Raw genomic sequence first — 12,086 nt, 5'->3', positions numbered from 1 at the left:
CCGCCGGCTTCAGTGCTCCTGGCGCAACTGCTTCGCCTCCAGCACGGCCTTCGCCTCGGCTTCGATCGCCGCGTCGATCCGTGCGGAGCCCCGAAGCGGCAACTGAACCGAGTACTCCGCTTTGATACCGGCCCTCAGTTCACGCACCCGCTCGATCTCGGAGTCGACCTCGGCGCCGTACAGGAGCGCCATGTTGCTGATGTACAACCACAACAGGAAAACGATCACGCCACCGAGGGTGCCGTACGTCTCGTCGTAGTTGCCGAAGTTGGAGACGTAGAAGAAGAAGCCGAAGGTCGCTGCCGCCCAGACGACAAGCGCGGTCACCGACCCGACCGTCAGCCAGCGAAACTTGTGCTGCTTCACGTTCGGGGTGAAGTAGTAGAGCATGGCGAGGATCAGCACCGCGAGGGCGGCAGCCAGCGGCCACTTGGCGATGTTCCAGACGAGAATGGTCGTCTCCTCGATCCCGACGAGCCTGCCGACGGCTTCGGCGACGTCTCCGCTCAGGACGATGATGAGCGCCATCGTGGTGAGGGTGATCAGGGCGATGACGGTCACGAGCAGGATCACCGGCTGGAACTTCAGGTACGGGCGGCCCTCCTTCACCCCGTAGATCCGGTTCATGCCGCGCGAGAAAGCGCCGACGAAGCCGGATGCCGACCAGATGGCGCCGACGAGACCGATGACGAACCCGAGACCGGCGGCGGGGGTGGCGGTGAGGTCCTCGATGGGACCTTCGAGCGCTTCGACAGTGTCCGCAGGGGCGATCGACGAGAACAGGGCGAGCAACTGCTCGGTCACGTTCGAGTCCTGGTTGACGAGCGAGAGGAGTGAGACGATCGCCAGGAGCGCGGGGAACAGCGCCAGAACCGCGAAATAGGTCAGCCCCGCGGCGATGTCGGTCGACTGGTCCTTACCGAACTCCCGCAGCGCCCGGCGGTACACCGTCAGGTAATCCTTGCCGCGCAGGTGGGGAGGTGTGCGGACTTCGGCTTCCGACGGCGCCTCCTCTGCCAGCTCGACATCCGAGGGCGCACCGGCGACGGCGGTGTCCTCGGCGTTCCTCGCTTCCTCGTCGCGGTCGGTGTCGACGCTATCGCGAGCCATGGTGGCCGTCCGCGCCGTGGTCGCCCGTTGCGACGGCGACGATCGAGGCGATGAGGATTCCGACGAAGCAGGCCACGACGGCGATCACCATGCCCATCGACACCCGCCGCCGGATCTCCCCCACCGTCGACGCCAGGTCCTCCCGGATCTCTTCCAGGTTCAGGTTCCGCACCTGCTCGCCCATACCTTCCGCGCGCTCGCGGCGGTCGGTGGGGAGCGTCATCGTGACGCCAGTCTGATCAGCCATGTTGTTCACCATATTCCTCGGCCGCGAAATGGAGCTAGGGGCTTGCCCGCGCACCCCGAACTTCCCTCGCTGCGCAACCCCTCCAGCCACGCAGGAGGACCTTCTATCCTGATCTCGTGGCCCGCCTCTCCGTCATCATCCCCGTCTACAACGACGCTGCGGAGCTTGCCGTCTGCCTCGACGCCCTCGCACGGCAGACCCGCCCCGCCGACGACATCATCGTCGTCGACAACGCAAGCACGGATGCCTCCGCGCAGGTCGCCCACGCGGCCGGCGCCCGCGTGGTCACCGAGCCCGTGCGCGGTATCGCGGCAGCCACGAGCGCCGGTTTCGATGCCGCGCCGGGTGCAATCCTCGCCCGGCTTGACGCGGACTCCATACCCGCGGAGGACTGGCTGCACCAGGTGGAGGCCTCGTTCGGCGCGCATCCGGAAGCATCCGCCGTGACTGGGACGGCGGACTTCTACGGCGGCAACAGGGTGCAACGCTGGTTCGGCCGCTCGTGTTACCTGCCTGCCTACTTCAGCGCGATGGGGATGCTGCTCGGTCATCCTCCGCTATTCGGATCCAACTATGCGATCCGGTCTGAGGCCTGGCTCGTCGTTCGGGAAACCGCCCACCTCGACCGGCTCGATGTGCACGACGACCTCGACCTGAGCTTTCAGTTCCAGCCCGGCATGACGGTGCTGTTCGAGCCGGCACTGCACGTCGCGGTGTCGGCGCGCCCCTTCGCCGGCGGGCAGGCGATGGGCCGCCGGGTGATGCGCGGCGTCGTCACCGTTGCCCTGAATGTGCTCAGGGAGTCACCGCTGAGCAGGAGGCGACGCCGAGCCCTGACAGCGTGACCGGCGACGCGCTGAGCCGGTCACGGCCTTGCGGTTTGCCTCAGCCGACACGACTTGACCGGCGCGACGCGCGCGGGCAGACTGAGCGTCCGACCGAAGGAGATGGCATGAGTGACCCGATCGACCAGAATGCGGATGCCCCTGATGAGGCGCTGCTCGGCCCGGGCAGCACAGCAACCGGCGGCGGCACGTCGCAGGACCCGGTGGAGGGCTCAGGCGAGGACGAGACGATTCCGCCGCTCGACCCGGACGGGACGGGGTCGACCCAGCTCGCGGACGAGCGGTTCCGCCAGGGTGGTCTCTAAGTCACCTTCTCGAGGCCACGGTGATTGTCAAGGGCCTTGAGCCGTTTAGGGGGCCTGCCTAGCCTTGACTTGTTCGGCCGCGGACTTCCGCGGGTCGCAAACACAGAAAGCGAGGGACCATATGGGACTCGATGACAAGATCGGGAACGCCGCTCAAGAAGCTGCTGGTAAGGCCAAAGAAGGCATCGGCAAAGCGACCGACAATGAACGACTTCAGGCCGAAGGTCAGGATGACCAGGCCAAGGCCAACCTCAAGCAGGCCGGCGAAAACGTGAAGGACGCGTTCAAGTAACGCGACTTCACCCGTGGCCCGGCTCCGCTGCCTTTGCGGAGACCGGGCCACGTCCATGCCTGCGAGCGGATGCCTCGTCACCGCTCGTTAACGGAGGTCACCACCATCGGGCCCTTGCGCAGGAACCGGGCGCGGGCGAAGAGGTAACAGCCGTAGGCGATGAACCCGCCAGCCATCGTGAGTAGCAGGGCGCCGCCGAACGGCAGGCTCTCCACCCATTTGAGGGCTCCGTCGAGTCCGCGGGCCGGTCCGGGGTCGGTGAACGCGGCCGAGGCGAGGAACAGGGCACCGGTCACGACCATGGCCAGTCCCTTGGCGACGTGGCCGGCGACACCGAGCGCCCCGACGAACCAGGACAAGCCCCCCTCCAGCGGTTCGAGCTCTTCCCGGAAGTTGCGGGTGACGCCCCGGAACACGAGGGTTCCCCCGACGGTCCCGACGAGAACGCCGACGGCGGCGAGGGCGAACACCCCACCGGGGGTTCCGAGCAACGCTTTGCTGAAGCCCTGCCAGGTCTCCGATGCATCCGAGCGCCCGCCGAGGGCGTAGAACCCCACGACGACTCCGATGGCCGCGTAGCCGAGCGCCTTGGCGACATTGGTCATCCGGCGCATGAGCACAAGGCGGCGCTTGGCCGACTCGACCTGGGAGGCCTCCGTCCACTGCAGGAGGGCGAGACCGAACAGCGCGAGTGTGGCCGCCCAGAGCAGGAACACTCCCCCGGGGGTGTCTGCGACCGCGCGCAGCGCGCCCGACTGGTCCGCTTCACCCTTGCTGCCCCAGGCCACCCCGATCGCGATACCTCCGATGAGCACGTGGATGATGCCGTTCGCGATCAGGCCGGCACGGCCGAAGCCACGCACCTTGGGGTCACGGTTCGCCTTCCGGGCCGCCGCCTTCATCTCGTCGCGCTTGCGCCCGGACTCCTGCGGCACCGTTTCGGCTGAGGCCATCACCGGTTTCTCCGGGCTGGGTCCTGCAACGGGTGGGTGATCACGTATTCATCCTAGGAACGATCGCACGCGCCCGACGCCAGCGCCGGCATCCGCACCGTGGAACGTCTCGCCCTGTGTGGGGCTACACGTACCCGAACGGCGTCGATTGCTCGATCACGCGAATCGATCCGTCGTCCTCCCGGGACAGCCCCAGCCATGCCTCGCCCGGCTCGTGAACCGGGAGCTCGGTCCGCGTGCCCTCCGGGCCCTCGAGTTCGAGCACCGCTGCCTCATCGGCCTCGACCGTGACCGACTCGGCGAACCCGATCTGCGTTCGGGTTCGGGGAGATCCGTGAAAGCGGACCTCCCCGTTCACCACCAGGGCGACGGGCTCACCGGTCCACCCTTCCTGAAATTCGACGTGCAGGATGCTCACGAGATCACTTTCCGGCCGGCTTGGTTCGGCCACCTCTTGCCGACGTCGCGCCGGCGGACTTCGTCGATGCCGAGCGCTTCGACTTCGGCCCGGCGAACGTACCCGCTTTTTCTGCGACTTCGTCCACGACCCGCGGCAGAACCCCGCGGTCCGAGAGGACCTTCGCGAGGTCGGTCTGCAGTGAGGCCGCGCCCGCCGAGTCTCCCGCATCCGAGAGGGCGACGGCGAACTGTTCGACTTCGCGGCGGAACCCGATGTGCCCGAGGGTCTCGGCTGCGGCATCGACCGATGATGCGCTGGTCGCGGTAGACATCACGCTGAGCGCCTGGTCCGGTTTCGCGCGGCGGAGGGCCACCGACCCGTCGGCGTCAGCGACGGATGTCATCGGGACATCGGTCTCGGGAATCGTCAGGGACTTGAAGTCCCGCGCCAGCGGCTGGGCAAGCGCGACCGCCGCGTGGACGGCGGCGGCGCTCGACGGGAGCCGGTCCACCGTTTTCCGGAGGGTCTCATTCGCGTCAACAAGAGCGACGGTGCCGGAAAACGTCAGCGCCCGCCCGACGTCCTCGGTGAAGAACTCTCCAGCCAGACGTTCCTCCTCTGCGTTCTGCGGAGCAGCGATCCGAAGACGGAGCGGGGTGCTGAAGACGATCGCCCCGTCCACCGCCGCGGCGACGTGGACGTCGTAAACGCCCGGCTCTGCGACGTCCCAGCCGTTCAGCCCGGCGAACAGGGGCAGCGACTCGTACGAAGACAATCCCGGTTCCAGGACCTCCGCCCTCGGTTCGACGCAGGCGGTGGCGTAGGGAATCCACTGACGGGCGGGTTTCCCGTCCGGTTTGATGATCACGACGAGCCCGGCCGAGTCGAGGGTCGTCGAATCGACGATCTTCGGGTCGCGCCCTTCATTGGTGAGCTTCACCTCCAGAACGACGGGCTCGAGGAACTCGAATTCAGCGCGTTCCCGGTTCGCGCGCACTTCGAGCCGGTACTCCGCGGCCTGCAGTGCGGCATCCGGGGATTCAAAGCCGTGATTGTCGAACCAGTTCGCGTTCCCCATCTGCACGAACCGGGCCGGGGCGTGCCGCAGGAACAGCAGTTCCGCGTTGCTGAACCGGTAGTCGAAGGTGGCGAAGAAGGCGGCTTCTCCTCCGCTGACCGCGTAGGGGTAGTTCATGAACGATCGAGCCTCAGGCTCGTCCACGAGCGGGATCCAGGCGGTCCCGAGCGATTTCTGCCAGGAGTGAGCCAGGTTGAACGCGTGGCCCATCTCGTGTGCCGTGGTCCAGAACCGCATCCGCCGCACCCAGGCGGCTGGTGCCGGGTCAGCGGAAGGTGCGACGCTGATGAATGCCTCGGTGAAGATCGCCGTGCCCTGGCGGTGATTCGGTCCGATGTCGTCGAACATGATCCCGCCGAGCGACTCGCCCATGTCGTGCAGTGCCGCCGAGAACACCCACATCGACCATTTCGGAGCGTTCGAGAACCGCGACCAGTAGGTCTGCATCGCGTCGTGCATCTCTGCATCGCTCCAGGTGCCGTTCGCGCCGGCTCCCGACACCGGCACGCTGCCGCTGCCGCCAGAGTTCCTGACGTCGAAACCGGCCCGACGGTAGACCGTGTCGATCGTCAGCACTTCGTCCCGGATCCCTGCCGGGCGGTTGGGATGGTCGTGGGTGTCGACGGAAATCACCTGGTTCGCGTCGGGAGTGGTGTCGTACTCGAACTCCACGGAGCGGAAGCGGGCCGACGTCCAGGCGTAGACGCGCGTGAACGGCGCTCCGGCGCCGCTGAACCTGACGATCGCTGCCGTCGGGCGGCGCCAGAACGACGGGCGCACGACACGGATCGTCACCCGGGTATACGGGAAGGACGGCGCATTGTCTTTGTACCAGATGTCGCCCGACCACCCGGTGCTCGTCGCGGTCAGCGACGCGATCCAGTGGTTCCGTGCGGTCAACCGCGAGTAGGCGGTACCGCTCGCCGTCATCTGGGCAAAGTTGCCGTCCACGTCCAGCCGCAGGTCTTCCGACCGGAACAGCGGAAGCACCGCGGCCCCGCCCACAACGTTGCCGTCGTCGGCCCATTCCGCACCGCTCCACTCAGCATCGGCGTGGCCGAACGGCGGGTCAGGAGGAACAGGATGCTGCGGGTTTCGCGGCCATTCCCGAACCGGCGCAGGCGGTAGCGGGCCCGACAGCAGGGCGGAGTAGGTGTACAGCCCGCTCGCGGGGCTGATCGGGAAGGGAAACCCCGGGATTGCGTCGAGTGCGTCGACGTTCGTTTCATCCGGGCTGTCGTCGTTCTCATCGCTGAAATTGGCGTTCACGGTCATCTCCAGAGTCGCTGAACAGAAACCCTGCGAGACTCCACCGCGGGAGCCCGGGCAACGCAGGCCAGAACGAACAATCAGCCTTCAGCGACAACCGGTTACCGGAGCCACCGCAGGGCGGGCCGACTCCTCACTTCCTACTCTCCCGGGCGGATCGCGTCAACGGAGTCCAGCCGAATCCGAGTCCGGCCGAATCACTGATAGGTGCGAACGATCACCCATTCCGATCCGAGCTTCACCGCGTCCACCACGACCGATTCGCCGCCGTCGTCGGTCGCCTGGAACCTCCAGCCGATCCGGACCGATGGAGAGTGCGTCATCAGCGGATGCGAGTACTCCGGTTCACCGAAAAGCGCCGTCGGGGTGTCGGACACCCGCCACCGGCGATCCCGCCAGAACATCCGTACGGGCAGGACGCCCTCGGTCCAGATCGTCGCCGTTCGATCCGTCGCTGTCTTCATGATGCCTTCTTCGTAGGTATGTTCGAATGTTAATGAAGCATAGACCGATCCCTGCGACACGCCAAGCAGAATTTTCACCCGATCGGAACGGGCCGATGCCCCAGCGCTCCTCTGCCCGACCGGCGAAGGTGCGTAGGCTGGAGGCCTATGCGACTCCTTCTCATTCGTCACGGACAGACCCCGGCCAACGTGCTCGGCCGGCTCGACACCGCCCACCCCGGGCCAGGGTTGACCGACCTCGGGCAGCGACAGGCCGAGGCGGTCCCCGAGGCCCTCCGCGGTGAGGCGATCGACGCGATTTTCGTCTCCACACTGCTGCGGACACAGCTCACTGCCCTGCCGCTCGCCACCGAGCGTGGCCTGGAACGGCGGATCACCGACGGGCTGCACGAGATCGAGGCTGGCGCCCTCGAGGGCCTGAGCAGTTACGCCGACCAGATGCGCTACATGGAGGTGGTGTTCTCGTGGGCGGCGGGCGACCTCGACGTCGCGATGCCGGGCGGCCCGAACGGCCGCGACTTCTTCGCCCGCTTCGACGCCGCCATCGAGACGATCGGGCGGGAACACGACGGCACCGTCGCCGTCGTCAGCCACGGCGCAGCCATCCGCACCTGGATCGCATCCCGCACGAGCGACGTCAACGTCCGGTATGCCGCCGCCCACGAACTGGCGAACACCGGAATCGTCATCGCCACCGGCAGCATGGCCGACGGATGGACCGTCGAGGAGTGGGACGGCGCCCCGATGGGCGGCACGCAGCTGGCCGACCCGTCAGCAGACGACCCGACCGGTGAAGCGCTGGCCTGACCGGATCGCTGGACGATCGTGTGCACCACTCCGCCTGGCCGCTCCCTCAGAAATCGATTGACGCGGACTGTGCGCGGAATGCGGGCCGAGCGCGACACCGGTTGGCGGAGTTATGCGCACCGAGCGACAGGCTCAGGTGCTGCGGAGCTCGCCGCGCACGATGGAGTCGCCAGAGTGAGCCGGGTTTCCATCGTCCGGTTCCTGCGAGACGTCGACGACGGAGTAGCGCTCGAGGTCGACGTCGTCCGGGAGCGAGAACGTGCCGCTCGCACCGCTGAGCAGGCCGAGACTGATCAGGCCTGACGTGCCGGGGTCGATCAGCCACACCTCTCGGAGCCCCTGGTCCGGCGCCGAGAGGTCGATAACCATCTGTTGAGCCCCTGAGCTTCCTTCTTCGACGCGCGCCGTGCCGGAGGCCTGCCAGTTCGGGAACGGCTCGAGCTCTGCCTCCGCGACGACGCGCGAGGCCGCCGGCCGCACGAACAGCGACGCCCCGACGACACCCGCGATCACTCCGACAACGAGCGATGCCGCAGCGACAATCCCCACCACTGCGCCTCGCCTGGGAATGCGGCGGCGGAACGCCCCGCGGCGGGCTGGAGAGCCGACGTCCCTGCGAACCGCCGCCTCGGGGGCTGATTGCTGTTTGCGTGGCACCTCCCGAACCTCCTCGGAGAGTCCGAGTTCCGAATGAATGCCCCTCCACACGGCATCCGGGGGCTGCACCAGTTCCTCATTTCCGAGGCTGCGGCCCACGCTCACGAGTCGGGACAGGGCGACGAGCTCGGCCTCGCACCGCGAACAGGTTCGGAGGTGCTCGCGCTGTTCGGCATTCGGGTCGGCTTCGCCGAAGGCAAAGAGAGTCAGCTGGTCGTCGTCAAGGTGCGCCATGGTTCGCCTCCAGTCGGGTGCGAAGACGGCCGAGACTCCGGCGGATGTGACTCTTCACCGTGCCCAGGGGGATGCCCGTGGTGTCCGCGATTTCTGAGTGCGTCAGGTCGCCGTAGAAGGCAAGGGCCATGACCCGACGCGGCACGGGCTCGAGGCGCTCCAGTTCGTCGACGATCATCAATCGTTCTGCGATTTCGGCGATATCAGGACTCCCCTCCTGTTCGAGGTTCTCCGCCAGGTTCTCCTCGATGCGGCGCGCGCGTGTGCGTGCCTCGAATGCGTCGGCGATTCGCCTGCGGGTGATGCCCACCAGCCACGCACCGAGTGGTCCCTTCGCGGGATCGAACGTTTCTCGTCCCCGCCAGGCCGAGATGAAAACCTGCTGCGTGACGTCTTCAGCGTCGGCGTCGACGCCGAGAGCCCGACGGGCGAGCGAATGGACGACGCCGGACCAGCGGGCGTAGGCAGCCGCCAGCCCACGTTCGTCGCCTGCGCTGAACAGCGCTTCGATGGCGGCATCGTCGTGATCCGTCACGTCACTGTGCGACCTCTCGATCCGGGACCGCTTCTCCGACGTGACCGTCGACCGCCGAGGCGGCGACGGCGCCCGGGTGGCGGCGCCGTCAAGCATAGTCTCGACCTCCACCCGCGTATCGCTCTTTTTCCGCCGCACCGATGGCGCGACCGGTTGCGAGAGGGCGGGATGCGCCGACGGGGCCCAGGACGGAGGCACCCAACCAGGATCCGGCAGACACATCCGCGCTCTCACTGGTACTTCCGTAAAAACACCTCGATCGGATGCAGCGCGGCGAAAAATAAACGCGTCTTCAGGTACTGGCCTCGCTCGTACTGAAAGTTTGCTGACAAGAGGGGCCAGGGGATGGTGCCGCCCGAGAACCGTGTCGTAGAGTCCCTCGCGGGAGGCACCCATTCGGGGCATGAGAATGCCATGACAAAGGAGTGCCGAACATGAAAAAGAAGAACACCATCGTCGCGATCACGGCTGCAGCAGCGGCTCTGGTCCTGGTGGGCCCGACAGCTCCGGCGACAGCCCACGGCGATTCGCCGGCCGGCACGATCGTCGACGTGGCCGTCGCCGCGTCAGGGGGCGGAACGCCGGACAGCAATCCGTACGACTACGACCTGCTCGTCCAGGCTGTCCTCGCGACCGGGTTGGCACCCGTCCTCGGCGACACCTCGCGAGAGTTCACCGTTTTCGCACCCAACGACCGTGCCTTCCTGCGGCTCGTGACCGATCTCACCGGAGTGGCTCCCGAAAGCGAAACCGAGGCTCTCACAACGATCACCACTGCCCTCACGCTCGACCAGATCAGCAATGTGCTGCTCTACCATGTCGTGCCGGATCGATCACTGGGTGTGGTGCAGGTCCTGATCTCCAAGTCGCTGACCATGGCGAATGGAGGGGTCGTCGAGCCGCGCGGGATCAATCTGCGCGATGAGAACACCGACCTGCGGAATCCGCGCCTGGTTCGGCAGGCTGTCAATATCGAGGCGAGCAACGGGGTCATCCACACGATCAGCCGGGTGCTGGTACCGGGCTCCCTCTGATAGTCCAGCGGGTGCCGGCTCTTCCCGACGGATCTGCCGGCACCCGCTGCCAGCGGGCACGGTTCCAGGCCTGACCGCCGTTCAGGCCTGGAGCGACCGGCCGCCGGTGTCGATCATGCCCTCGCCGAGAAGCCACTGGAGCCCCTCGGCGATCGCCTCGGCAGAGGTGTGCCGGGGCGCGTAGCCGATGTCGGATGCCGCGGCCGCGATGCTCATCGACGGGCTCCGGGAGACGTGGTCACGAGACGCCGCTGCGTGCTCCGGCGCCAAACGCGCCAGGAACTCCTCGAACGGGAGGTAGGAGAGGCGCGCCTCCTGGCCGAACCAGCGTGAGGCCGTTTCGGCGATCCCGCGGAGCGTCATCGCCCGCTCGGAGACGACGTGGTAGCTCTTTCCTGCTGACATGGCCGGGCGCTCGATGGCTTTCTGGAAACACTGCGCGACATCATCCGCGTGAACGTGATGCACCGTCTCGAGCCCGAGGTTGGGGAGAGCGACCTCCCTCCCTGCGGCGAGCGCCTCCCACACGCGGAGGTCGAAGTTGCCTGCAGCGTTGACCATCGGCCAGCCCGGTCCGGTGATGTGCCCGGGATGCAGCACGGTACACGGCAGTCCGCCGCGGTTCGACTCAGCGAGAAGCAGCGCTTCCATCGCCGCCTTGCCGATGCCGTATTCGCCGATCGGGTTGCGCTCGTCGGACTCGCGGGTGGGAACCGCGGCGGCCGGACCGTGCACCCAGATCGTGCCGCAGCTGGCCAGCAGCTGGACTCGGCCACGGAGCGCTTCCACGAGCTGCGCGGCCGACTCCGGGGTGAAGCACATCATGTCGATCACGACGTCGGGGTCGAGCTTCGCGACAGCGTCGGCGAAGGTCCCGTCGGCGTCGCCCGCTGCCCGCTCCAGCTGCACCTGCGTGACCCGCCGCCACGCGGCATCCTCTCGATACGGGGACCGGATGCCGCGACTCACCGCCACGACGTCGTGCCCGGCAGAGACGAGGCGAGGCACGAGGTAACTGCCGACGTGGCCGGTCGCCCCGATGACGACGATTCGTGCCATTGCACGCTCCTTCCGCCGGGATGCGGACGAGTCTATGTCAACGCTTCGCGCGCATCGTCAGGATTGCGAGGGGAATTCCGGCCGGTGGGCCGCGAGCGCTGCTCGGAAGCGCCGGTTCCCTGCCAGGAAGCTCACCACGAAATAGGCGATCCCCACGAGAAGTCCCAGAGACACGGCGAGCGCGGCCGACCCGCTGAAGATCACGACGATCGCCGCACTGAGCAGCCCAAGCAGCGCCGCGTTGATGATCATGATGAACATCATGGTGCTTCCGAACACCTGGCTGAGACCGCGTTTCGGCGAGAAGAAGTAATAGGTCTGCTGAACGCCGGGGAAGTCGTCGTGGGGCGAGGCCATCAGAACGCGCCGGATGCCGGGGTCCAGTTCGAGGTACGCACCGCGAAGCCGGTTCATGGCCACCACGTACATGAGGTCTTCCATGCCGATGTTCACCACCCGGACCTGGGTGAGCAGGCCGACGAGGTCGATGAACGCGAGCACGCCGATCGCGAAGGCGATGAAGGCATCGGAGAAGTCCGTGGCCTGGCCGACGAGGGCGAGGCTGACGAGGCCCGCCGACACGAGGGTGAGGAAGATGCCGATGCGGGAGAGGACCTCGCTCTGCGCCGTGCCGCGCGCGGCGAGGAGACCCCAATGCTCGGTCGCCAGAATCTGAGCGCGAAATGACGGGGTCGGGTCGGATGCGTCAGCCGGGGCATCTGCGGCGTGGCTTGCCATGCGGACATTCTCCGCTCGGCCGGTGCGGCTCAACAAGGGTGGATCTGCACCGACTTCCG

Annotated in this window: 15 protein-coding genes; 5 read left to right on the top strand and 10 right to left on the bottom strand. The window is 67.1% G+C overall.

The annotated features are described in order from the left end of the window. Window positions 1-9: 9 nt before the first annotated feature. Together ABIE24_RS12295 and ABIE24_RS12290 are read right to left on the bottom strand one after the other, a co-directional pair. Window positions 10-1,110 (bottom strand): YihY/virulence factor BrkB family protein, encoded by a 1,101-nt coding sequence (locus ABIE24_RS12295; protein ID WP_354500062.1) that lies wholly within the window; start codon window positions 1,108-1,110, stop codon window positions 10-12. Then, the gene (locus ABIE24_RS12290) at window positions 1,097-1,357 is read right to left on the bottom strand and encodes a hypothetical protein (protein WP_354500061.1); all 261 of its coding nucleotides are present in this window, start codon (window positions 1,355-1,357) and stop codon (window positions 1,097-1,099) included. Before ABIE24_RS12290 ends, ABIE24_RS12295 begins: the two co-directional genes overlap by 14 nt. A 116-nt stretch (window positions 1,358-1,473) precedes the next feature. Between ABIE24_RS12290 and ABIE24_RS12285 the strand changes: the two genes are divergently transcribed. From ABIE24_RS12285 to ABIE24_RS12275, 3 genes are all read left to right on the top strand, one after another. Further along, window positions 1,474-2,202 carry a glycosyltransferase family 2 protein gene (locus ABIE24_RS12285; RefSeq protein WP_354500059.1) on the top strand — a complete coding sequence of 243 codons (729 nt, stop codon included), beginning with the start codon at window positions 1,474-1,476 and terminating at the stop codon, window positions 2,200-2,202. Window positions 2,203-2,309: 107 nt separating this feature from the next. After that, window positions 2,310-2,507: a hypothetical protein gene (locus tag ABIE24_RS12280; protein WP_354500057.1), complete on the top strand. Its 198-nt coding sequence runs from the start codon at window positions 2,310-2,312 to the stop codon at window positions 2,505-2,507. 121 nt (window positions 2,508-2,628) lie between these two features. Then, a complete protein-coding gene (locus tag ABIE24_RS12275) occupies window positions 2,629-2,799 on the top strand; it encodes a CsbD family protein (RefSeq protein WP_354500055.1) in 171 nt (56 codons plus the stop codon). A 77-nt stretch (window positions 2,800-2,876) separates the two neighbouring features. Here the strand turns inward: ABIE24_RS12275 and ABIE24_RS12270 are convergent, their stop codons facing one another. The 4 genes from ABIE24_RS12270 to ABIE24_RS12255 form a co-directional block, all read right to left on the bottom strand. After that, a complete protein-coding gene (locus ABIE24_RS12270; RefSeq protein WP_354500053.1) occupies window positions 2,877-3,752 on the bottom strand; it encodes a DUF1206 domain-containing protein in 876 nt (291 codons plus the stop codon). A 124-nt stretch (window positions 3,753-3,876) separates the two neighbouring features. After that, window positions 3,877-4,170, bottom strand: a complete 294-nt coding sequence (locus tag ABIE24_RS12265) for a hypothetical protein (protein WP_354500051.1) — start codon at window positions 4,168-4,170, stop codon at window positions 3,877-3,879. A gap of 4 nt (window positions 4,171-4,174) precedes the next feature. After that, window positions 4,175-6,505: a zinc metalloprotease gene (locus ABIE24_RS12260; RefSeq protein WP_354500050.1), complete on the bottom strand. Its 2,331-nt coding sequence runs from the start codon at window positions 6,503-6,505 to the stop codon at window positions 4,175-4,177. A 191-nt stretch (window positions 6,506-6,696) separates the two neighbouring features. After that, entirely contained in the window at window positions 6,697-6,963 is a 267-nt protein-coding gene (locus ABIE24_RS12255; protein WP_354500048.1) for a hypothetical protein, read from the bottom strand. Window positions 6,964-7,110: 147 nt separating this feature from the next. Between ABIE24_RS12255 and ABIE24_RS12250 the strand changes: the two genes are divergently transcribed. Beyond that, window positions 7,111-7,770 (top strand): histidine phosphatase family protein, encoded by a 660-nt coding sequence (locus ABIE24_RS12250; RefSeq protein ID WP_354500046.1) that lies wholly within the window; start codon window positions 7,111-7,113, stop codon window positions 7,768-7,770. A gap of 132 nt (window positions 7,771-7,902) precedes the next feature. Here ABIE24_RS12250 and ABIE24_RS12245 read toward each other — a convergent pair whose 3' ends face one another. Both ABIE24_RS12245 and ABIE24_RS12240 read right to left on the bottom strand, forming a co-directional pair. Then, window positions 7,903-8,661: an anti-sigma factor gene (locus ABIE24_RS12245; RefSeq protein WP_354500044.1), complete on the bottom strand. Its 759-nt coding sequence runs from the start codon at window positions 8,659-8,661 to the stop codon at window positions 7,903-7,905. Further along, window positions 8,648-9,292, bottom strand: a complete 645-nt coding sequence (locus ABIE24_RS12240; RefSeq protein WP_354500042.1) for an RNA polymerase sigma factor — start codon at window positions 9,290-9,292, stop codon at window positions 8,648-8,650. Before ABIE24_RS12240 ends, ABIE24_RS12245 begins: the two co-directional genes overlap by 14 nt. A 338-nt stretch (window positions 9,293-9,630) precedes the next feature. Here ABIE24_RS12240 and ABIE24_RS12235 point away from each other — a divergent pair, with 338 nt between their 5' ends. Beyond that, window positions 9,631-10,230: a fasciclin domain-containing protein gene (locus tag ABIE24_RS12235; protein WP_354500039.1), complete on the top strand. Its 600-nt coding sequence runs from the start codon at window positions 9,631-9,633 to the stop codon at window positions 10,228-10,230. An 81-nt stretch (window positions 10,231-10,311) separates the two neighbouring features. Here ABIE24_RS12235 and ABIE24_RS12230 read toward each other — a convergent pair whose 3' ends face one another. Next, on the bottom strand, window positions 10,312-11,289 hold the full coding sequence (locus tag ABIE24_RS12230) for an NAD-dependent epimerase/dehydratase family protein (protein WP_354500037.1): 978 nt from the start codon (window positions 11,287-11,289) through the stop codon (window positions 10,312-10,314). Window positions 11,290-11,346: 57 nt separating this feature from the next. Next, window positions 11,347-12,027, bottom strand: a complete 681-nt coding sequence (locus tag ABIE24_RS12225) for a hypothetical protein (protein WP_354500035.1) — start codon at window positions 12,025-12,027, stop codon at window positions 11,347-11,349. Between the last annotated feature and the right edge of the window lie 59 nt (window positions 12,028-12,086).

The sequence above is a fragment of the Mycetocola sp. 2940 genome, from assembly GCF_040548835.1.
Lineage (GTDB): Bacteria > Actinomycetota > Actinomycetes > Actinomycetales > Microbacteriaceae > Mycetocola_A.
This window is presented reverse-complemented; position numbering and strand designations above follow the sequence as displayed.